Annotated in this window: 20 protein-coding genes; 15 read left to right on the top strand and 5 right to left on the bottom strand. The window is 56.3% G+C overall.

Translation table 11 applies throughout. The features are described from left to right. Positions 1 to 209 precede the first annotated feature (209 nt). From gyrB to dnaA, 4 genes are read right to left on the bottom strand one after another with little or no spacing between them, the layout of a single operon-like run. Positions 210 to 2,624 carry a DNA topoisomerase (ATP-hydrolyzing) subunit B gene (gyrB, locus tag FHK95_RS15905; protein ID WP_150305615.1) on the bottom strand — a complete coding sequence of 805 codons (2,415 nt, stop codon included), beginning with the start codon at positions 2,622 to 2,624 and terminating at the stop codon, positions 210 to 212. 19 nt (positions 2,625 to 2,643) lie between these two features. Continuing rightward, the gene (gene recF / locus FHK95_RS15900) at positions 2,644 to 3,738 is read right to left on the bottom strand and encodes a DNA replication/repair protein RecF (protein WP_150305614.1); all 1,095 of its coding nucleotides are present in this window, start codon (positions 3,736 to 3,738) and stop codon (positions 2,644 to 2,646) included. A gap of 8 nt (positions 3,739 to 3,746) precedes the next feature. After that, positions 3,747 to 4,850 carry a DNA polymerase III subunit beta gene (gene dnaN / locus FHK95_RS15895; protein ID WP_150305613.1) on the bottom strand — a complete coding sequence of 368 codons (1,104 nt, stop codon included), beginning with the start codon at positions 4,848 to 4,850 and terminating at the stop codon, positions 3,747 to 3,749. A 52-nt stretch (positions 4,851 to 4,902) separates the two neighbouring features. Further along, the gene (gene dnaA, locus FHK95_RS15890) at positions 4,903 to 6,378 is read right to left on the bottom strand and encodes a chromosomal replication initiator protein DnaA (RefSeq protein ID WP_150305612.1); all 1,476 of its coding nucleotides are present in this window, start codon (positions 6,376 to 6,378) and stop codon (positions 4,903 to 4,905) included. Positions 6,379 to 6,967: 589 nt separating this feature from the next. Here dnaA and rpmH point away from each other — a divergent pair. The 5 genes from rpmH (at position 6,968) to mnmE (ending at position 10,904) form a co-directional block, all read left to right on the top strand. After that, the gene (gene rpmH, locus FHK95_RS15885; protein WP_150305611.1) at positions 6,968 to 7,102 is read left to right on the top strand and encodes a 50S ribosomal protein L34; all 135 of its coding nucleotides are present in this window, start codon (positions 6,968 to 6,970) and stop codon (positions 7,100 to 7,102) included. A 14-nt stretch (positions 7,103 to 7,116) separates the two neighbouring features. Next, positions 7,117 to 7,515 carry a ribonuclease P protein component gene (gene rnpA / locus FHK95_RS15880; RefSeq protein WP_150305610.1) on the top strand — a complete coding sequence of 133 codons (399 nt, stop codon included), beginning with the start codon at positions 7,117 to 7,119 and terminating at the stop codon, positions 7,513 to 7,515. Beyond that, a complete protein-coding gene (yidD, locus tag FHK95_RS15875) occupies positions 7,508 to 7,759 on the top strand; it encodes a membrane protein insertion efficiency factor YidD (protein ID WP_206668599.1) in 252 nt (83 codons plus the stop codon). Before rnpA ends, yidD begins: the two co-directional genes overlap by 8 nt. Beyond that, positions 7,756 to 9,453, top strand: a complete 1,698-nt coding sequence (gene yidC / locus FHK95_RS15870; RefSeq protein WP_150305608.1) for a membrane protein insertase YidC — start codon at positions 7,756 to 7,758, stop codon at positions 9,451 to 9,453. Before yidD ends, yidC begins: the two co-directional genes overlap by 4 nt. An 80-nt stretch (positions 9,454 to 9,533) precedes the next feature. Then, entirely contained in the window at positions 9,534 to 10,904 is a 1,371-nt protein-coding gene (gene mnmE, locus FHK95_RS15865; RefSeq protein WP_150305607.1) for a tRNA uridine-5-carboxymethylaminomethyl(34) synthesis GTPase MnmE, read from the top strand. A gap of 41 nt (positions 10,905 to 10,945) precedes the next feature. Here the strand turns inward: mnmE and FHK95_RS15860 are convergent, their stop codons facing one another. Beyond that, complete coding sequence (locus FHK95_RS15860) at positions 10,946 to 12,280, bottom strand: amidohydrolase (protein ID WP_150305606.1); 1,335 nt, start codon at positions 12,278 to 12,280, stop codon at positions 10,946 to 10,948. A gap of 500 nt (positions 12,281 to 12,780) precedes the next feature. Between FHK95_RS15860 and mnmG the strand changes: the two genes are divergently transcribed. From mnmG to atpA, 10 genes are all read left to right on the top strand, one after another. Then, positions 12,781 to 14,679 carry a tRNA uridine-5-carboxymethylaminomethyl(34) synthesis enzyme MnmG gene (mnmG, locus tag FHK95_RS15855; protein ID WP_150305605.1) on the top strand — a complete coding sequence of 633 codons (1,899 nt, stop codon included), beginning with the start codon at positions 12,781 to 12,783 and terminating at the stop codon, positions 14,677 to 14,679. Between the two features lie 5 nt (positions 14,680 to 14,684). Further along, positions 14,685 to 15,344 (top strand): 16S rRNA (guanine(527)-N(7))-methyltransferase RsmG, encoded by a 660-nt coding sequence (gene rsmG, locus FHK95_RS15850; RefSeq protein WP_235906809.1) that lies wholly within the window; start codon positions 14,685 to 14,687, stop codon positions 15,342 to 15,344. Between the two features lie 9 nt (positions 15,345 to 15,353). Continuing rightward, positions 15,354 to 16,157: a ParA family protein gene (locus FHK95_RS15845; protein WP_150305603.1), complete on the top strand. Its 804-nt coding sequence runs from the start codon at positions 15,354 to 15,356 to the stop codon at positions 16,155 to 16,157. Positions 16,158 to 16,178: 21 nt separating this feature from the next. Continuing rightward, positions 16,179 to 17,039, top strand: a complete 861-nt coding sequence (locus FHK95_RS15840; protein ID WP_150305602.1) for a ParB/RepB/Spo0J family partition protein — start codon at positions 16,179 to 16,181, stop codon at positions 17,037 to 17,039. Positions 17,040 to 17,241: 202 nt separating this feature from the next. Continuing rightward, positions 17,242 to 17,646 (top strand): F0F1 ATP synthase subunit I, encoded by a 405-nt coding sequence (locus tag FHK95_RS15835; protein ID WP_150305601.1) that lies wholly within the window; start codon positions 17,242 to 17,244, stop codon positions 17,644 to 17,646. 14 nt (positions 17,647 to 17,660) lie between these two features. Beyond that, entirely contained in the window at positions 17,661 to 18,515 is an 855-nt protein-coding gene (gene atpB / locus FHK95_RS15830) for a F0F1 ATP synthase subunit A (RefSeq protein ID WP_150305600.1), read from the top strand. Between the two features lie 63 nt (positions 18,516 to 18,578). Next, complete coding sequence (gene atpE / locus FHK95_RS15825; protein ID WP_150300005.1) at positions 18,579 to 18,818, top strand: F0F1 ATP synthase subunit C; 240 nt, start codon at positions 18,579 to 18,581, stop codon at positions 18,816 to 18,818. Between the two features lie 91 nt (positions 18,819 to 18,909). After that, positions 18,910 to 19,380, top strand: coding sequence for a F0F1 ATP synthase subunit B (locus tag FHK95_RS15820; protein WP_150305599.1), 471 nt, complete (start codon positions 18,910 to 18,912; stop codon positions 19,378 to 19,380). Positions 19,381 to 19,392: 12 nt separating this feature from the next. After that, positions 19,393 to 19,929 (top strand): F0F1 ATP synthase subunit delta, encoded by a 537-nt coding sequence (locus FHK95_RS15815; RefSeq protein WP_150305598.1) that lies wholly within the window; start codon positions 19,393 to 19,395, stop codon positions 19,927 to 19,929. A 15-nt stretch (positions 19,930 to 19,944) separates the two neighbouring features. Continuing rightward, positions 19,945 to 21,489: a F0F1 ATP synthase subunit alpha gene (atpA, locus tag FHK95_RS15810; RefSeq protein WP_150305597.1), complete on the top strand. Its 1,545-nt coding sequence runs from the start codon at positions 19,945 to 19,947 to the stop codon at positions 21,487 to 21,489. The last annotated feature ends 35 nt before the right edge of the window (positions 21,490 to 21,524 follow it).

Here is a 21,524-nt window from a genome sequence, read left to right as displayed (position 1 = left end):
CAGTCTCTGGAAGGCCAGATCCGCAGCATGCTGCATTCCATGTCGGAATCGATTCATACCGAACAACCCGAACAGGCCGTGCAACCGCTTAGACAAGCGGCAGGCTAGACCCACACGTTTCTTGCTGAACATTAAGGAAAAACCCCGGCGGAGCTGATGCCCGACCGGGGTTTTTCTGTTGGTGAAACACCAACCTTATATCGCTTCGTTTAAACGTCCAGATTAGACACCGCAAGCGCATTGGCTTCGATAAACTCGCGCCGTGGCTCTACATGGTCGCCCATCAAGGTATTGAAGATTTGATCGGCGGCAATGGCATCTTCGATGTTCACCCGCAACATACGACGACTCTCGGGATCCATGGTGGTCTCCCACAGCTGATCCGGATTCATCTCGCCCAGCCCCTTATAGCGCTGAATAGTGTGGCGTCTGGCCGTTTCGTTCATCATCCATTCCAGACCTTCCTTGAAATGGGTGATCGGCTTTTTCTTCTCGCCGCGCTGCATATAGGCACCGTCTTCGAGCAGGCTTTGCAGTTTCTCCCCCAATTCGGCCATGGTGCGGTAATCGTTGCTCGCGAACAGATCGCGATTGAACGTGTAATAGCTGGATAGGCCATGGGATATCGATTCGACTTGCGGCAACCATAGGTTGCGTTCGCGGTCTTCGCGCAGGCTGACATTGAACTGCTGACCCGATTTCTCGCCGGTCTTGACCATTGTCTCGAACTTGCCGATCCACTCTTCCATAAACGCCTTGTCCGAGACGTTGTCCGCGGTGAGGCGGGGGAGATAGATGAAATGCTCCATCAACTCGAGCGGATACAGCCGTGACAGTCGATCCAGGGTCTTCATGACCGAGCGGAATTCCTGAACGATTTTTTCGAGATGCTCACCGGTAATGCCCGGCGCATGCTCGTTAACAAACAGATAGGAGTCCTCGAGCGCCGACTGCGTGAGGTAATTCTGCAGCGCCTCGTCATCCTTAAGATACTGTTCCTGCTTGCCTTTCTTGATCTTGTAGAGCGGAGGCTGAGCGATATAAATATAGCCCCGCTCGATCAGCAACGGCATCTGCCGGAAGAAGAACGTCAGCAACAGGGTCCGGATGTGCGAACCGTCAACGTCCGCATCGGTCATGATGATGATGTTGTGGTAGCGCAGCTTGTCGATATTGAATTCGTCGCGCCCGATACCGCAGCCTAGGGCTGTAATTAGGGTGCCCACTTCAACGGAGGACAGCATCTTGTCGAAGCGCGCTTTTTCGACGTTGAGGATCTTACCCTTGAGCGGGAGAATCGCCTGGGTCTTCCGATTGCGGCCCTGTTTGGCTGAACCGCCGGCGGAATCACCCTCCACTATGTAAAGTTCAGAGAGTGCCGGGTCCTTCTCCTGACAATCGGCCAGTTTCCCGGGGAGTCCGGCAATATCCAGGGCGCCCTTACGGCGGGTCATTTCCCGTGCTTTGCGAGCGGCCTCACGCGCACGTGCGGCGTCAATCATCTTGCCGACAACGGCCTTGGCTTCGTTGGGCCGCTCCAGCAAATAATCCGCAAACTGCTTGTTCATTTCCTGCTCAACCGCGGTTTTCACCTCGGATGAGACCAATTTGTCCTTGGTCTGGGAAGAGAACTTGGGATCTGGCACCTTCACAGAAATGATCGCAGTCAGGCCTTCGCGGGCATCGTCACCGGAGGTGCTGACCTTCATTTTCTTCAGCAGTCCTTCCTGTTCGATATAACTGTTGAGCGTACGCGTCAGTGCACTGCGGAAGCCGGCGAGGTGGGCGCCGCCATCGCGCTGCGGAATGTTGTTGGTGAAACACAACAGACTCTCGTTGAAGCTGTCGTTCCACTGCATCGCAACTTCAACAGCGATGCCGTCGTCACGCTGCACGTTGAAATGGAACACGGAGTTGACAGTGGTCTTGTTCACGTTCAGGTAATCGACGAAGGCGCGTAACCCACCCTCGTACTTGAACAACTCGTGCCGACCGGTGCGTTCGTCGGTCAGGTTGATGCCCACCCCGGAGTTCAGGAACGACAGCTCGCGAAGGCGCTTGGCGAGTATGTCCCAGGAGAAACTGATGCTAGTAAAGGTTTCGGCCGAGGGCTTGAAGTATATCTGCGTGCCGTTGGTATTAGCGTCACCGATGGCCTTGAGAGGCGCCAGGGGGACGCCGTGGGAGTAATCCTGCTCCCATACCTTACCTTCCCGCCGGACCGTCAGTACGAGCTTCTCAGAGAGCGCATTGACCACGGACACGCCTACGCCGTGAAGACCACCGGATACCTTGTAGCTGTTCTCATCAAACTTACCGCCCGCGTGAAGCACGGTCATGATCACTTCCGCCGCCGACACACCCTCTTCGTGGGCGTCTACCGGAATCCCGCGGCCGTTGTCGTTCACCGTGATGGACTCATCGGCGTGGATGATGATGTTGATGTCCGTACAGTGACCTGCAAGGGCTTCATCGATAGAGTTATCGACCACCTCAAAGACCATGTGATGGAGACCGGTACCGTCGTCCGTGTCCCCGATGTACATGCCCGGGCGTTTGCGCACCGCATCGAGGCCCTTCAGGACCTTAATACTTGAGGAATCGTAAGCTCTTTCTTCTGTCATCTTGTAGTCACTCCAGACGTCATTCGGTCTGCATAATTTGACCATGTTCCACGTGGAACATGGCCCGAGGTGTTGCGTCTTGCCAGCAATTAGACAGCTGCTCCGGCTCAACACAACTAATAAAAACCTGGCACTCAAGCGCTTCCAACAATGCGCACAGCGCCTTCCTATGTTGCTGATCGAGCTCGGAAGGCAAGTCGTCGATAAGAAACACGCAGTCTTTCAGCTTGTCACTTTCCCGCAGCAAATAGCCTTGTGCGATTTTTAGTGCACATACAACCAGCTTCTGTTGGCCCCTGGAAAGCACATCAACCGCGTTCATACCCTGGATACGTAGCCGAAGGTCAGCACGCTGTGGCCCGGCTTGCGTATGGCCAAGCTGTGCATCGCGCTCGAATTGGGTATCCAGTACATCGCCCAGCGCCCGATCCTTATCCCAGCCACGGAAGTAACTAAGCTTCAAATCAGGCAGGTCGATCAGCTGAGCAAGCACCTGTTCGAAAGCGGGCTTGAGGCGCTTCAGATAGGTTTGCCGATACCCATCGATCTGCTCCCCGGCCTGGATAAACTCAGCGTCCCAGGGGCTAATCATCGAACGTTCGATTCTACCACGCCGGAGCAATGAATTCCGTTGCTTGAGGCTTTTTTGCAATCGCTGCCAAGCGGACAGGAACCGATGTTCCACGTGGAACACTCCCCAATCAAGATACTGACGGCGTTGTTTGGGGGCGCCTTCAAGCAGTTTGAAACTGTCAGGATTGATAACCTGCAGCGGAAGGGTTTCAGCGAGTTGAGCAGTGCTACGCGCCGTTTGACCGTTAAGACGGATCTGGTACTCCGCTTGCCTGGTGCGCGTGATGCCCATGGAGCACAGCTGTCCGGAATGCAGTGCGACCTCGGCAAAAACCGTACAGGCTTCCTGCTCGTGCTGAATCACGGGGTGAAGTTTGGTACTACGGAAGGAGCGGGCCATGCCCAGAATATGAATCGCTTCCAGAAGACTGGTTTTACCGCTGCCGTTAGAACCAGAAATGATGTTAATGCGGGGGGAAGGGTAAAGCGTTACCGGGTGCAGATTGCGCACCCCGGTAACGGCAAGGCGCTTAAGCGGCATTGGTTGGACTAGAGACGCATGGGCATGACGACATACAAGCAGTCGTCATTTTCGGACTCTTGCACCAGCGCGCTGCTATTAGCGTCAGCCAGGATCATCTTCACGTGTTCGCTGCCCAGAACGTTCATTACATCCAACAGATAGCTAACGTTAAAGCCAATTTCCAACGAAGCGCCCGAGTACTCAACGACAATCTCTTCCTCGGCTTCTTCCTGTTCAGGGTTGTTCGCCTGAATTTTCAACTGCCCTTCGCTAAGCATCAACCGAATGCCGCGGTATTTCTCGTTGGACAGAATGGCCGTACGAGAAAAGGCGTTACGCAGCGTTTGCCTGTCGGCCAGCACCACCTTGTCGCCGCCACGTGGCAATACCCGCTCGTAATCGGGGAATTTGCCGTCTACCAGTTTGGAGGTAAAGGTAAAGTCGCCCGTGGTCGCGCGGATGTGATGTGAACCCAGTGTAATGTTGACCAGGTCATCAGCCTCGCCCAGCAACCGTGCCAGCTCGAGGATGCCCTTGCGCGGCACAATCAGCTGGTAGCGCTCCTGATAGTCAATACCCGCATCGACCGTACACATCGCCATGCGATGGCCGTCGGTAGCGACTGAACGCAGCTGGCCGTTGTTGATTTCCAGCAGCATGCCGTTCAGGTAGTAGCGGACATCCTGCTGCGCCATCGCAAAGCTGGTGCGCTCAATCAGCCGACGGAGTTTGTTCTGACTCACGGCGAAACTCATCGCGCCAGGACTGTCCTCGACGTTCGGGAAATCTGCGGCAGGCAGCGTGGCCAGGGTAAAGCGACTACGACCTGCCTTGATCACTGCTTTATTGTCATCAACCTTGACGTTCAGGGTCGCGTCATCAGGCAATGATTTGCAGATATCCATGAGCTTGCGCGCGGGCACGGTAATCTCGCCGGCCTCGGCGCCGTCTTCCAGATTAATGCGACCGACAAGCTCAACTTCCAGGTCAGTGCCGGTGAGTGACAGGGTGTTGCCGTCGACTACAAGTAAAACGTTCGACAGCACCGGAAGGGTCTGCCGCCGCTCTACAACACCGGCCACCAGTTGCAGGGGCTTTAACAGGGCTTCGCGCTGGATGGTGAATTGCATTGTCTTCCTTCGACCTCGTGCAGGATGGCTTGGTTGCCAGGCATCACCTTGATCAGGTGGTCAATGTCCTGAGCAAATTTTTATAATCTTCGCGGATGTCGGCATCGATTTCACGCAACTCGGCGATTTTACGGGTCGCATGCAACACCGTCGTGTGATCGCGACCGCCAAAGGCGTCGCCGATCTCCGGAAGACTGTGGTTGGTCAGTTCCTTGGACAAAGCCATGGCCACCTGACGCGGGCGTGCTACCGAACGCGAGCGGCGTTTGGATAACATATCGGATAGTTTGATCTTGTAATACTCGGCAACAGTGCGCTGAATATTGTCAATGCTGACCAACTTGTCGCGCAGGGCAAGCAAATCCTTAAGCGATTCGCGGATCAGCTCAATGGTGATATCGCGCCCCATGAAATGCGCGCTGGCAATCACCCGTTTCAACGCGCCCTCCAGCTCACGCACGTTGGAACTGATGCGCTGCGCAATAAAAAAAGCAGCGTCATGCGGCAGGTCGACTCGCGATTGCTCCGCCTTCTTCATCAGGATCGCCACTCGCGTCTCAAGCTCGGGGGGTTCGACCGCGACCGTAAGACCCCAGCCGAAGCGCGACTTCAGTCGCTCTTCAAGGCCATCAATTTCCTTGGGGTAACGGTCGCTGGTCAGGATGACCTGTTGATTGCCTTCCAGCAGCGCATTGAAGGTATGGAAGAACTCCTCCTGGGAGCGCTCCTTCTTGGCGAAGAACTGGATGTCATCAATAAGCAGCGCGTCTACCGAGCGGTAATAACGCTTGAAATCGTTGATGGCGTTCATCTGCAACGCCTTGACCATATCCGCAACGAAACGCTCCGAATGCAGATAGACAATCTTGGCCGCAGGGTTCTTCTTCAACAGATGGTTGCCGACTGCATGCATCAGGTGCGTCTTGCCCAGGCCCACGCCCCCGTAAAGGAAAAGCGGGTTGTAACCATGCTTGGGATTATCGGCGACCTGCCAGGCGGCAGCCCGGGCGAGCTGGTTCGATTTACCCTCAACGAAGTTTTCAAAGGTGAAACTGCGATTGAGGTAACTCGTGTGCTTGACGACCGACGGGCCTGAGTCAGCGCGCTGCGGAGGATGCGGGTCATATTCGGCTTGCCGTGGGGCGTAAGCCGACGGCTCGGGCTGGAAACCCTGGGAAATCACCTGGGTCCGCGGTGTAACCGGAGCGGTGGCAGTATTGGGGCTTTGTCGATTGGTCTCGGCGCGCACTGCCGGGCTCTGCGCATTACCGGTGGAGGTTGCACGACGACTACCGATCAACAAGGACAGCAGTGGCGCCTGACCCTGGGACAGATCATCGAGCAACTCCTGGATACGATTCAGGTATTTGTCATTGACCCAATCCAGCACAAACCGGTTCGGTGCATAAAGGCGCAATTCATTGTCGTCGCCATCCACCTGCAAGGGACGAATCCAGGTATTGAACTGCTGAGCAGGTAGCTCATCACGTAAAAAATCGATGCATTGCTGCCAGAGTGCAACAGACACTAAATCCCCCGATGCGCTAAACCCTAGCGGCTTGTTTTTGAATGAAAACAGTGCACGTCACTGTGCAGCCATTCTGGCCGTGCCAAGCTCTGCATTCTAGCTGGAACCCCCCGACTTATCCACACCGATCCATGCATCCTGCGTGTATCGCCGCAGCACATTCAGCCGGAAAGAAAGCAGGATGAAAAAGGCGTAGATCATCGAGACCACGCGCCCTTAAAGCTTGTGCACAACCTCGGTTAAGCCTTGTCCACAAGCAGGTGGATAACCCGGGCATGAAACGGCCTGTGGATATCAGGCCTGGTTATCCACAGCGGGTCCACATCAGTCAGACCCATCCCGAAACAGCTTCTCCACCAGGTTATGCTCCGCTGAATCGCCCACGATCCCTGGCGTAAAGCGGCTTATCCACAGAAAAACCGCTGCTCATTTACATCAACATCATTAATCTTTTAAAAAGAATTATTCTTATATTGTTTATTTAAGTATGGGATGAGAATCGAATTGACCCAACCGCTCTTCTTCTCTAGAATCACCGGTCCCTTGAAGGGGCTCCCAGCTCTGGCATGAATCAATCAGGTATCTGAAGATGAAAAGAACATTTCAACCCAGCGTTTTGAAGCGCAAGCGTAACCATGGTTTCCGTGCTCGTATGGCCACCAAGAACGGTCGCGCCATTGTGGCTCGTCGTCGTTCGAAAGGCCGCAAGCAGCTAACAGCTTAAGCCCGGGATCACAGGTGGATCTCGGATTCGGTCCTGAATGCAGGCTACTTACGCCTGCTCAATTCAAGAGCGTATTCGATGGAGCCACATGTAAGACCTCGGGACCCAACCTGCTATTGCTGGCCAGACGTAATGGCCTGGGTCATAGTCGGTTGGGTTTGGTCATTGCCAAGAAGAGTGTCCGCCGTGCGGTAGACCGCAACAAGGTCAAACGCATCGCTCGTGATTCCTTCAGACACCACCGTGCTGAACTGGAAGACCTGGACATAGTTGTTCTGGCCCGTAAGGGCTTGGGCGATATTGATAATGCGGCGTTACATGCCCTGTTCGCAGATATGTGGCGTCGGCTTATCAAATCGGCTGGCAAACAGCATCAATCACGCCGTTCCGGATCTCCATCATCCAATGCGTAACCTCGCGCTCGGACTGATCAAGATTTATCGATACGCTATCAGCCCGCTGATGGCGAATCATTGTCGTTTCTATCCAACCTGTTCTTGTTATGCCCAGGAAGCCATCGAGCAGCACGGTTTTCTTCGCGGCTGCGCAATGAGTGCGCAACGGCTTTCTCGTTGTCATCCATGGAACCCGGGTGGTTACGATCCCGTACCGTCAAAGCCTGCTCACCGTACTTCCCAGATGGCCAACAAACCATGAACATGCAACGAAATATCCTCATAGCTGCCTTGCTCGTGATCACTTATCTCATGGTGCTGCAGTGGAATAACGACTATGGCGATGTGGACCTGCCGCCTGCTGTCTCCGAAACCACTCCAGCCAGTGGAGATGATCTACCGGACGTACCGGAAATAGATCAAAGCCTGACAGCAGGCAATGATGATGTGCCCGATGCCAGCGCGCCGATGACCGCTGAAAGCAGCACGCCGGTCGCGTCCACTGCTAACGGTGCCGACCTGATCAAGGTTGAAACCGATGAGCTTCACGTCAGCATTAATCCGGTTGGCGGTGATATCGTTTCGTTGTCCCTGCCGGGCTATCCGACTCGCAAGGACCGGCCCGACCTGCCTTTCCAGATCCTCGAACAATCATCCAATCGCACCTATATCGCCCAGAGTGGCCTTGCCGGACAGAACGGGCCAGACGCTCGCGAAGCCGGGCGTCCGACGTATAGTGTCGAACAGAATTCCTATGTACTGGAAGATGGCAGTGACAGCCTGGCCGTCGATCTGCGTTTCGAGGAAAACAACGTCAGTTACACCAAGCGTTTCACCTTCACGCGCGGTGACTACCTGATCGGTGTCGAATACATCGTTGATAACCAGAGCGAAGCTACCTGGAACGGTAATCTGTTCGGTCAGATCAAGCGTGATGGCAGCGGCGATCCCTCCAGCTCAAGCGCAACGGGCATGGCGACCTACCTCGGCGCCGCCTACTGGGCAGCGGATGAATCCTACGAAAAGATAAGCCTGGGCGATATGGATAAAGCCCGTCTGCGCGAGCCAGTTGAAGGCGGCTGGGTCGCCTGGCTGCAACATTACTTCGTAAGTGCCTGGGTACCCGCTAAAGACCAGACCAATGTGTACCAGACTCGGAAAGACAGTCAGGGTAACTACATTGTCGGCTTCATCAGCCCTGCAGCCAGTGTCGCCGCCGGTCAGCAAGCCAGCCTTTCTGCTGATTTCTATGCCGGTCCGAAGATACAGGATCGTCTCGAGCAGATCTCCGAAGGTCTTGAACTGACAGTGGATTACGGTTTCCTCTGGTGGATTGCCCAGCCGTTGTTCTTCGTGCTGAGTCTTATCCACAGCTTCGTCGGCAACTGGGGTTGGAGCATCATCCTGCTCACCATCCTGATCAAAATGGTGTTCTTCCCGCTTTCGGCGACCAGCTATCGCTCCATGGCCAACATGCGTCGAGTCGCTCCGAAGTTGGCGGCTTTACGTGAACAGCATGGCGATGACCGTCAGAAGATGTCGGGCGCCATGATGGAGCTGTACAAGAAAGAGAAGATCAACCCGTTAGGTGGCTGTCTGCCGATCCTGGTGCAGATGCCGGTCTTCATCGCCCTGTACTGGACGCTGATGGAGAGCGTGGAAATGCGTCAGGCCGAATGGCTGGGATGGATTGTGGATCTGTCGCAAAAGGATCCCTACTTCATTCTGCCGATTCTGATGGGCGCGACCATGTTTATCCAGCAGCAGCTCAATCCCGCGCCGCCAGATCCGATGCAGGCGAAGGTAATGAAGATGCTGCCGATCATCTTCACCTTCTTCTTCCTGTGGTTCCCGGCTGGTCTGGTTCTGTACTGGGTGGTCAACAACATGCTGTCGATCGCGCAGCAGTGGTACATTACCCGCCAGATCGAGAAAGGCGCAGCAGCCAACGCCTGATTGCTGGCAGCTCGTATAAACGCCCCGATTTCGGGGCGTTTTGCTATCTATATTCGGTAAATTCCATTCAGGAGCGCGCCATGCATCGCCGTTATCACACCGACACCATCGCGGCTATCGCCACCGCACCAGGCCAGGGCGGTGTGGGCATTGTGCGCGTATCCGGGCCAGGTGCCCTGAAGATAGCCAGCCAGGTATCGCGGCTGACACCGACGCCCCGACATGCCCACTACGGCACACTATGGACCGATGATCAGCCTCTCGACCAGGGGTTGACGCTGTTTTTCCCCGGCCCCCACTCCTTTACCGGCGAAGACGTGCTCGAATTGCATGGCCATGGCGGACCGGTGGTCATGGATCTGCTGCTCAAGGCGTGCGTCGGATGCGGAGCGCGCCTTGCCCGGCCCGGTGAGTTCAGTGAGCGGGCCTTTCTGAATGACAAACTCGATCTGACCCAGGCCGAGGCCATTGCCGACCTGATCGAAGCCAGCTCCGAACAAGCTGCGCGCAACGCGGTGCAATCACTTCAGGGTGCGTTCTCGCAACGCGTGCAGGGGCTTACCGAAGCCTTGACCAACCTGCGTATCTATGTGGAAGCCGCTATCGATTTTCCGGAAGAAGAGATCGACTTTCTGGCTGACGGTCATGTCCTTTCCCAGCTACAGGCTGTGCGCCAACGCGTGACGCAAGTACGCAGCGAGGCAGGCCAGGGTGCGCTGTTGCGCGATGGCATGAATGTGGTAATTGCTGGCCGGCCCAATGCCGGAAAATCCAGCCTGCTGAACGCACTGGCCGGACGTGAAAGCGCCATCGTTACCGATGTGGCCGGCACCACGCGGGACATTTTGCGCGAACATATCCACATCGATGGCATGCCACTGCACATTATCGATACGGCCGGGTTGCGCGACACCGAAGATCGGGTGGAGAAGATTGGCGTGGAACGCGCCATGGCGGCGATAAACGAGGCCGACCGCATTCTGCTGGTGGTGGATGCCTCTCAGCCGGAAGCGCTGGACCCCGATCAACTGTGGCCAGAATTCCTGCTGCAGCGACCGGATCCGCGCAAGGTCACCCTGATCTATAACAAGACCGACCTGACCCAGGAACCGGTAGGTCAGAGCCTGGCCCAGGATGGCAGTGTCATTCTGCACCTGAGCGCCAAGCAGGGGGAAGGTATCGATCTACTGCGTGAGCATCTGAAAACCTGCATGGGTTATCAACAGACCTCTGAGAGTCTGTTCAGCGCTCGACGCAGGCATCTGGAAGCCCTGGAGCAAGCCAGCGAGCATGTGGACCACGGCCATAAGCAACTGACGCTGATGGGCGCAGGGGAGCTGCTGGCCGAGGATTTGCGCATGGCGCAACAGGCACTAGGTCAGATCACCGGCGATATGAGTGCCGATGATCTGCTCGGGAAGATTTTCTCGAGTTTTTGCATCGGCAAGTGAGCAGTTCTGCGGAGCCGCGTGTATACGCCGCTCCGCACATCTCACTCTCCCGCTTTGTGTAGATAGCTCACCGCCATGGAGGCCATGGCCCGAGCGCCTACTACCAGCGCGTCTTCATCCACGAAAAACTCCGGGTTATGGTTTGGCGCAGCCTCGGCAGGGTCCTGATCCGGAGGTGTAACACCGAGGAAAAAGTAGAACGCCGGCACCTCCTGCGCATAGAAGGCAAAATCTTCAGACGCGCCCTGCAACTGAGCCTGCGCCGTACCGCTTTCGGTCATCTTTTCCAGCACAGGTGCCATCAGCTCGGTTAATTCAGCGTCATTGACTGTGGTTGGATACATCGGGGTGACAGACACTTCGGCCGTGGCGCCGGCGCTTTCGGCAATCTTCTCTGCACTGGTTTTGATATCCCGACCCACCTGGGCGCGCACCTTCTCGTCGTAGGTGCGGATGGTGCCGCTCATTTCCACCCGTTCCGGCACGATATTCGGGCCCGAGCCGCCATGAATCGAACCGATGGTTACCACCACCGGCGATTGGGTCAGATTGGCCTTACGGCTGACAACCGGCTGCAGCCCGGTGATGATCTGGGCGGACGTGACAATCGGATCTACGGTATCCCAGGGCATACCCCCGTGGCCTTGCTTGCCAGTCACGTTAATACCCAGCATGTCGCTGCTCGCCAGGCTGGCACCCGTGCGCCAGCTAAGCGCTCCAGAGCGACCGGGCATGACGTGAACGGCGAAGATCGCCTCAGGTTTTTGATCCTCGAACAGACCTTCCTCGAGCATCAACTTGGCGCCCCAGCTTCTGCCCTCACCGGGTTGAACCAGACTAGAACCTTCCTCGGCGGGTTGAAAAATGAACATGACAGTCCCCGGTATCTCCTCCTGCATGCCGGTCAGAACCTCAGCGGCAGCCATCAGCATAGCGGTATGCGCATCATGGCCGCAGGCATGCATGACCGGGGTTTCCTCACCGAAGTAGGTGCCGGTGGCCTGTGAAGCAAACGGCAGTCCTTCCGGCTCTTTAACGGGCAAAGCATCCATATCTGCACGTAGCGCTACAGTTGGCCCCGGCTGCCCACCCTTGAGGATGCCGACCACGCCCGTACGGCCAACCTCGGTACGGACTTCCATACCGAGTTCGCGCAGATGTTCGGCGACGAGCGCAGCTGTTCGCGTCTCCTGCTCGCCCAATTCCGGATGCTCATGTATGTCACGACGCCAGGAGATGAGTTGTTGCTCGACGGCGTCCGTGCGGTCGCGGATGTCGGACAGTACCTCCTCAGGTGCAGCCTGTGCGTGGCCGGCGAAAATGCTGGCAGCCAAAAACAATGATGCTGATAAAGGGAATAGTTGGTGGCAAGTCATGACGGTGTCCTGGTTGGTTTACTTATGTTTACCCTAGCTCAGGGTACCAATGGCACGTTACCGCTGAGCTGAATACTGGTTTTTTGAGCCGAAAACACGGCAGTGAGCCCTGTGTACAACCGGCCCTAAGATCGGTCCATAACCCTGTGCATGAGTAGGGCTGAAACCACCCTGTGGATAACACCCCTGGTTATACACAGGAAGCGGACCCATCCGGGCAAGGGTTACCAGCAGGTGGGGCACAGCCTTATACTTCTTACAAGTAATTGATTAAACGAGGCTTTATTCGGTTATGCACAGAAAATGGCTTCACCATATACAGTATTAACATAAAGCTTTTTAAATACTTGTCTTGATATATGTATTAACAATCGAGGGATTTCCACGCCACACCCTTGTTCAAAAAATAAACAGCTGCGGGCTGCAATTTTTTGGGACTGGGCCTATAATCAGCCCCTTTTTCCGACGCCAGGACTGGATCCTGGCAACGAGGTGCACTGTTGGATTTCCCGAGTCGTTTTGACGTAATCGTGGTGGGTGGTGGTCATGCCGGTACTGAAGCCGCGTTGGCCGCTGCCCGCATGGGATCAAAGACCCTACTGCTGAGCCATAACGTCGAGACCCTGGGGCAGATGAGCTGCAATCCGGCCATTGGCGGCATCGGCAAAAGTCACCTGGTCAAGGAAATTGACGCGCTGGGCGGCATAATGGCCCGCGCCACGGACCAGGCCGGTATTCAGTTTCGGGTACTCAACAGCCGTAAAGGCCCGGCCGTTCGGGCTACCCGGGCCCAGGCAGATCGCGTGCTGTACAAGGCTGCTATCCGCCACGCTCTGGAAACCCAACCCAATCTGTGGATATTCCAACAGGCCTGCGATGATCTGATCGTCGAGCAGGATCAGGTCCGCGGTGTGGTGACCCAGATGGGTCTGCGTTTTCATTGCGACAACGTGGTACTGACCACCGGAACCTTCCTTGGGGGTCTGATCCACATCGGCATGGATAATTACTCCGGTGGCCGCGCCGGCGATCCCCCCGCCATCAGTCTGGCCGCGCGTCTGCGTGAATTGCCGCTGCGGGTTGACCGTCTGAAAACCGGAACCCCGCCGCGCATCGATGGCCGCACGGTGGATTTCAGCCAGATGACTGCGCAGCCGGGTGACACGCCGATTCCGGTCATGTCGTTCCTGGGTAATGCCAGTGAGCATCCCGAACAGGTCAACTGCTGGATCACCCACACCAACGCGCGCACCCACGAGATCATTCGCAACAATCTCGACCGCTCGCCAATGTACACCGGCATGATCGAAGGTATTGGCCCGCGGTATTGCCCGTCGATCGAGGACAAGATCCATCGGTTTGCCGACAAGGATCAGCATCAGGTCTTTATCGAACCCGAAGGCCTGACTACCCATGAGTTGTACCCCAACGGCATCTCGACCTCGTTACCTTTCGATGTGCAGCTGCAGGTGGTGCAGTCGATCAAGGGGATGGAAAATGCCCACATCCTGCGTCCGGGTTACGCCATCGAATATGACTATTTCAACCCGCAGGATCTGAAGTATTCGCTGGAAACCAAGGTCATCGGCGGCCTGTTCTTCGCCGGCCAGATCAACGGCACCACCGGGTACGAAGAGGCCGCAGCCCAGGGTCTGCTGGCGGGCATGAACGCCGCGCGCCGGGCCCAGGGGCAGGAAAGCTGGTGTCCACGGCGCGATGAAGCCTACATCGGGGTACTGGTCGATGATCTGATTACCATGGGTACGCGCGAGCCGTATCGCATGTTCACCTCCCGTGCCGAATACCGGCTGGTACTGCGTGAAGATAACGCCGATCTGCGTCTGACCGAAAAAGGCCGTGAGCTCGGTCTGGTCGATGACCAACGCTGGAGCCGGTTCAGCGACAAGCGAAACGCTATCGAGCTGGAGCAGCAGCGTCTGCGCAGTACCTGGGTGCAGCCGACCAGTGAAATTGGCAAGACCTTTGCCGAGCGTTTTGCCACACCACTCAATCATGAATACAGCCTGCTGGATCTGCTACGCCGACCCGAAGTGACCTACCCGGTCCTCTGTGAAATCACCGGTGAATTGGATATCGCGACCGATGTGGCCGAACAGGTCGAGATCCATGCCAAGTACGCCGGTTACATCGAGCGGCAGCAGGAAGAAATCAACCGCCTTCGCCAGAACGAGGAAACGGCATTGCCGCTCGATCTGGACTACCAGGCACTCAGCGGGCTGTCCAACGAGATCAAGCACAAACTGGCCGACGTTCGGCCGCAGACCCTCGGTCAGGCATCGCGCATTCCCGGCGTTACGCCCGCAGCAGTCAGTCTGTTGCTGATCCATCTGAAGAAACGCAGCGCCGTAGGCAAAAGCAGTCTGGCCAGGGAGGCCTGAACGGCATGACCGACCATGCGACGCAATTGGCCGAGGGCGCACGGCAACTGAATATCCCGTTGAGCGACGATCAGGCCCGCCAGTTGTTGGCGTATCTGACCTTGCTCAACAAGTGGAACAAAGCTTACAACCTGACTGCTGTGCGTGATCCGGCCGAGATGGTGAGCCGCCACTTGCTGGACAGTCTCAGTATTCTCCCCTTCGTTGACGGCAATAGCTGGCTGGATGTGGGCAGCGGCGGGGGCATGCCGGGGATCATCCTGGCGATCATGCGCCCTGATGCGCATTTCACCCTGCTCGACAGCAACGGCAAGAAGACTCGCTTTCTGACCCAGGCCAAGGTTGAACTGCGTCTGGCCAATGTCGAGGTGGTCAACAGTCGAGTCGAAAGCTTCCTGCCTGGAAAGGCCTTTGACGGCATCGTATCCCGCGCCTTCAGCTCCATGGCCGATTTTGTCGAACTGACCCGCCATCTGAGCGATACCCACACCCGCTGGTTGGCCATGAAAGGCTTGTATCCGGATGAGGAACTGATCGCCCTGCCGGACGATGTCGAAGTCCTGCGCAGCGAACAATTAACAGTCCCCGGTTGCCAAGGCAGCCGACATCTGCTGATACTGCGACGGTTGATCCAGCCTGAACTGGCACAGCCTGGAAACGGATAGGAGGTCGATGTGGGAAAGGTATTGGCATTGGCCAATCAGAAAGGCGGCGTCGGCAAGACCACCACCAGCGTAAACCTGGCGGCTTCGCTTGCTGCGACCAAACGTAAAGTACTGCTTATCGACCTCGATCCCCAGGGTAATGCCACCATGGGCAGCGGCGTCGACAAGGCGGATCTGGAAAATTCCGTATATGAACTGCTGACAGGTCAGTGTTCCCTGGCCGAGGCGTTGTGCCGTTCCGAGACGGGAAACTACGATCTGCTACCGGCCAATGGCGACCTGACCGCAGCGGAAATCGAGTTGCTCGAGTCTGACTTCCGTGAGCACCGTCTGCGCATGGCGCTGGACAGCGTGCTTGGCAACTACGACTTTGTTCTCATCGACTGTCCGCCCTCGCTGAACATGCTGACTATCAATGGCCTGGTCGCCGCCGACGCGGTGATCATTCCGATGCAATGTGAGTATTACGCACTGGAAGGCTTATCGGCGCTGGTCAATACCATCCAGCGCATCAGCGCAAAACTCAATCCGTCGCTGCAGATCGAAGGGTTGTTGCGGACTATGTATGACCCGCGCAACAGTCTCACTCGGGAAGTATCCGCGCAGTTGACCACGCATTTTGGCGACCAATTGTACAAAACCGTGATTCCACGCAATGTCCGCCTTGCTGAAGCTCCCAGCTACGGTATGCCGGCACTTGCTTATGACAAGCAGTCGAGGGGTGCGGTGGCTTATCTGGCCATGGCCGGCGAGCTGATCCGGCGCAGTAAGCAGGCTGACAAGGTCCGTGCTGTGACAGACGCAACCGAATAACAGAAAAAGGACAATACAGGCATGGCGGTCAAGAAACGCGGCTTGGGACGAGGACTCGATGCATTGCTTGGGCAACCGTTGCCCGCCAATCAGGATGTCGATAGTCAGGATCACCAGCTCAAGGAAATCCCGATAGATCTGATCCAGCGCGGCAAATACCAACCGCGCCGTGATATGGATCCCCAGGCGCTCGAAGAGCTGGCCAACTCGATCCGGGTCCAAGGCGTCATGCAGCCAATAGTGGTGCGCCCCATAGACGGGGATCGTTATGAAATCATTGCCGGTGAGCGCCGCTGGCGAGCCACGCAGCTGGCTGGTCTGGATGTGATTCCCGCGGTTATCCGCGAGGTGCCGGATGAAGCTGCCATCGCCATGGCACTGATCGAGAACATTCAGCGCGAAGATCTCAATCCTATTGAAGAAGCGATCGCCTTGCAGCGTCTGCAGCAGGAATTCGAGCTTACTCAGCAGCAAGTAGCCGACGCAGTTGGCAAATCACGGGTAACCATTACCAACCTTTTGCGACTGATGTCCCTTGCCGAGGACGTTAAATTACTGCTTGAGCGCGGCGACATTGAAATGGGTCACGCCCGCGCCTTGCTGGGTCTGCCCCCGGAACAACAGACCCAGGCAGCACGCCAGGTAGTAGCCAAAGGCCTCACGGTGCGCCAGACCGAGGCATTGGTAAGACAACTGTTGAATCCACGACGTGACGCCTCGGAAACACGTCAGAACCCCGATATTGAGCGCCTTCAGCAGGATCTGGCAGAACGGATCGGGGCGAATGTGAGCATCCAGCATGGTGCCAAGGGCAAGGGCAAGCTGGTTATCAGCTACAGTTCGCTCGATGAACTTGATGGCGTGTTGATGCACATTAAATGAGCCGTTGGGCAGGCAGAACGCAGAATGGATTTTCGACCGGAACGCAGCGTTGCTGCAATCCAAACGGATTTCCCCGCGGCTGTTGAACCCAAGGTTTAATCCACATATACTCCTCGCGCTGTTTTGACTGGCGCAAATTGCACCAGTTTATTGCATTAATTAACCCGGAGATGAGGCCGAGGCTAATCACCGAGGCGGGAAAATGGACGCAAGAACGCCCAACAAAACCCCGTTTCATAGGTTGCCCGCATTCCCGGTTTTAGTAGCGCAAGCAATTATGGCTGGACTGGTCGCGCTGACCCTGTGGATTTTCCAGGGCCAAGTGTCCGCTTGCTCAGCTTTGTTGGGAGGGATGATAGCCCTCGTGCCCAACGCCTATTTTGCCTATCGGGTGTACCGCTACAGCGGAGCTCGATCGGCCCGTGCCATCGTCAGCGAACTGTATTCCGGCGAGGCAGGCAAACTGATATTGACGGCAGCGCTCTTTGTGCTGGTGCTATTGGCAGTTAAACCGCTTGAGGTCCCCGCGCTATTTGCCGGCTACCTCGCGGTACTGGCAGTGGGAGCCAGCGCAATGCTGATCGTCAGAAGCTTTCCAAAGCATTAGTGTCTGAGGCAAATATGGCAACTTCATCAGCTGAGTATATCCAGCACCATTTGCAGAATCTTACCTTCGGTAAGCTGCCTGGTGGCTACGTTCGTGCAGACGGCAGTGTCGTCGAAGATACAACCTGGACCCTCGCCAAAAGCGGGGCCGAAGCAACCGACATGGGTTTCATGGCGGTGCATGTCGATACCCTGGGTTGGTCCGTCTTCATGGGTCTGATCTTTCTTGGTCTGTTCCGCTACGTAGCGAGCCGAGCAACCGTCGACACGCCCCGTGGCGCCCAGAATATGGTCGAAATGGTTGTCGAGTTCATCCAGAACATCGTGCGCGATACCTTCCACGGCAAGAGTCCTCTGGTAGCCCCCCTGGCGCTGACCATTTTCGTCTGGGTGTTCCTGATGAACTCCCTGAAGTGGATCCCGGTCGATTACATTCCGGGCCTGGCCCATGCAATGGGTCTGGATTACTTCAAGATCGTGCCGACAGCTGACCCGAATGGTACCTTCGGCCTGTCACTGGGCGTGTTCATCCTGATCATCTTCTACAGTATCAAGATCAAGGGTGTAGGGGGCTTCGTACACGAGTTGTCCTTCACCCCGTTCAAGCACTGGTCGTTGATCCCGTTCAACCTGTTCCTCGAAATCCTCGGTCTGCTGACCAAGCCGCTAAGTCTGGCGTTGCGACTGTTCGGCAACATGTATGCCGGCGAGGTGGTATTCATTCTGATCGCGTTGTTGCCCTTCTATCTGCAATGGGGCTTGAACGTGCCGTGGGCTATCTTCCACATCCTGGTAATTCCGCTACAGGCCTTCATCTTCATGGTGCTGTCCGTGGTGTATTTGAGTGCTGCCCATGAGGATTCTCACTAGGCAGCAGGAACCGTGTTCAACCAACGATAAACTTGAACTTCAACTTGAACCTTAGGAGTAATTATGGAACTCGTTATCATTGCTGCCTCCATCATGATCGGTCTGGGCGCTCTGGGTACTGGTATTGGCTTCGCCCTGCTGGGTGGCAAACTGCTGGAATCCACTGCGCGTCAGCCTGAACTGGGGCCGAACCTGCAAACCAAGACCTTCCTGATGGCCGGCCTGCTCGACGCCGTACCCATGATCGGTGTTGGTATCGCGATGTACCTGATCTTCGTTGTTGCTCCTGGTATGGGCGCCTGATCGGACGATTCGGAAACCCGGCAGGCAACCCCTGCCGGAGATGATCGTTTCGTTCATCGGAATACAACGAAATAGCACGAGGTAAATCGCTGTGAATATTAATCTGACGCTGTTTGGTCAAACGATTGCCTTCGCTATTTTTGTCTGGTTTACCATGAAGTTCGTATGGCCACCGATTACCCAGGCCATGCAGGAACGCCAGAAAAAAATCGCCGAAGGTCTGGATGCGGCTGGTCGCGCCCAGCGTGACCTGGGTCTTGCCCAGGAGAAGGCTTCCAATACTCTGCGTGAGACCAAGGAACAGGCTACTCAGATCATCGAGCAGGCTAACAAGAGTGCCAACCTCATTGTCGAGGATGCGAAACAGCAGGCACGTTCCGAGGGTGAGCGCCTGATTGCGGCTGCCAAGGTCGAAATCGAGCAGGAAATGAACCGCGCCAAGGATCAACTTCGCGCTCAGGTTGCCATATTGGCGATCCAGGGTGCCGAGCGGATTCTGGAATCCGAAGTGGATCCCAAGGCCCATAGTGAGCTGGTCAACAAACTGGCCTCACAACTCTAAGCGAGGCGAGCTATGGCTACAATCAATACGCTAGCTCGACCTTATGCAAAAGCTGCTTTCGAAGTCGCTTCATCCTCCAACAAGCTGGATGCCTGGTCAGGCATGCTGGCTGTGGCGGGTGCGGTGGTCGCGGATGCAGCTTTTGGCTATAGGGTGCGCAATCCGGCAGTGACCGCAGAGCGTAAGGCTGAAGACCTGCTCATGGTAGGCGAAGGTCAGTTTGACGCGGAGTTCGGCAATTTTGTCCGGGCGCTGGCTGATAACGATCGCTTGCTTCTGATTCCGGTTATCGCCGAGCTCTACGAGCAGCACAAAGCCGAACACGATCGCAGCATTGCAGTGGAGGTGGAATCCGCCTTCGAACTGAATGACGATCAACAGAAAACGCTGGCTACCGCGTTGTCGAAGCGGTTAGACCGCACAGTAACTCCCCATGTGACCATCAACCCGGCCCTTATTGGCGGTGTGTTGATTCGTGCGGGTGACCTGGTCATCGACGGTTCGGTCCGCGGCAAGCTTGCAAAGCTGGCCGAAACGTTGAAATCCTGATTTGAGGGACATGGCATGCAGCAATTGAATCCTTCCGAAATTAGCGAAATTATTAAACAGCGCATCGAGAAACTCGATGTGACTTCGCAGGCCCGGAATGTAGGCACTATCGTCAGCGTATCTGACGGTATCGTGCGTATCCACGGCCTAGCTGACGTAATGTACGGCGAGATGATCGAGTTCCCTGGTGGCCTGTACGGTATGGCCTTGAACCTGGAGCGCGACTCTGTCGGTGCGGTTGTACTGGGTGATTACCTGGGTCTGAGCGAGGGCATGACTGCCCTGTGCACTGGCCGCATTCTGGAAGTACCAGTCGGCCCCGAGCTGCTCGGTCGCGTTGTTGACGCACTGGGCAACCCGATCGATGGCAAGGGCGTTATCGACGCCAAGCTGACCGATGCGGTTGAAAAAGTAGCCCCTGGCGTGATCTGGCGTAAGTCGGTCGACCAGCCGGTTCAGACTGGTTACAAATCAGTCGATGCGATGATTCCAATCGGCCGTGGCCAGCGTGAGCTGATCATCGGTGACCGTCAGACGGGTAAGACCGCCATGGCGATCGATGCGATCATCAACCAGAAAGATTCGGGCATCAAGTGTGTCTACGTGGCGATTGGTCAGAAGCGTTCGACCATTGCTAACGTGGTTCGCAAGCTGGAAGAGAATGATGCAATGGGTCACACCATTGTCGTCGCCGCTTCCGCGTCCGATCCGGCTGCACTGCAGTTCCTGGCACCTTACGCCGGCTGCACCATGGGCGAATATTTCCGCGACCGCGGCGAAGACGCTCTTATCGTGTATGACGATCTGTCCAAGCAGGCTGTTGCCTACCGTCAGATCTCGCTGCTGCTGCGTCGTCCGCCGGGCCGTGAAGCTTATCCTGGTGACGTGTTCTATCTCCACAGCCGCTTGCTTGAGCGCGCATCGCGCATCTCGGAAGAATATGTCGAGAAGCTCACCAACGGTGCAGTGACCGGCAAAACCGGCTCGCTGACCGCATTGCCGCTGATCGAAACGCAGGCCGGTGACGTGTCTGCCTTCGTACCGACCAACGTGATTTCGATCACCGACGGTCAGATCTTCCTTGAGTCGAACCTGTTCAACGCGGGTATCCGTCCGGCCGTAAACGCCGGTGTCTCGGTATCCCGGGTAGGCGGCGCGGCTCAGACCAAGATCATCAAGAAGCTGTCCGGTGGTATTCGTACCGCGCTCGCCCAGTACCGTGAACTGGCAGCCTTTGCCCAGTTTGCCTCCGACCTGGACGAAGCAACCCGTAAGCAGCTTGAGCACGGTCAGCGTGTAACCGAACTGATGAAGCAGGGCCAGTACGCGCCCATGTCAGTCGCCGAAATGGCAATCAGTTTGTATGCGGCTGAGAAAGGCTTCCTGACCGACGTCGAGCTGAACAAGGTTGGGGCGTTCGAGAAGGCGCTGCTCGCTTACTTCAAACGTGACAAGGCCGATTTGCTGGCCCAGATCAACGTGAAGGGCGACTACAACGACGAGATCGAAGCCGGTATCAAGTCTGGCATCGAGAACTTCAAGGCGACCCAGAGCTGGTAAGCCCACTGCGGGGTGCGACATGGTCGCATCCCGTA

It is taken from the genome of Pseudomonas saliphila (assembly GCF_008638345.1).
In the GTDB taxonomy this organism is placed as follows: Bacteria; Pseudomonadota; Gammaproteobacteria; order Pseudomonadales; family Pseudomonadaceae; genus Halopseudomonas; species Halopseudomonas saliphila.
The sequence above is the reverse complement of the archived record's forward strand: the minus strand, read 5'-3'. Positions and strand labels throughout refer to the sequence as shown.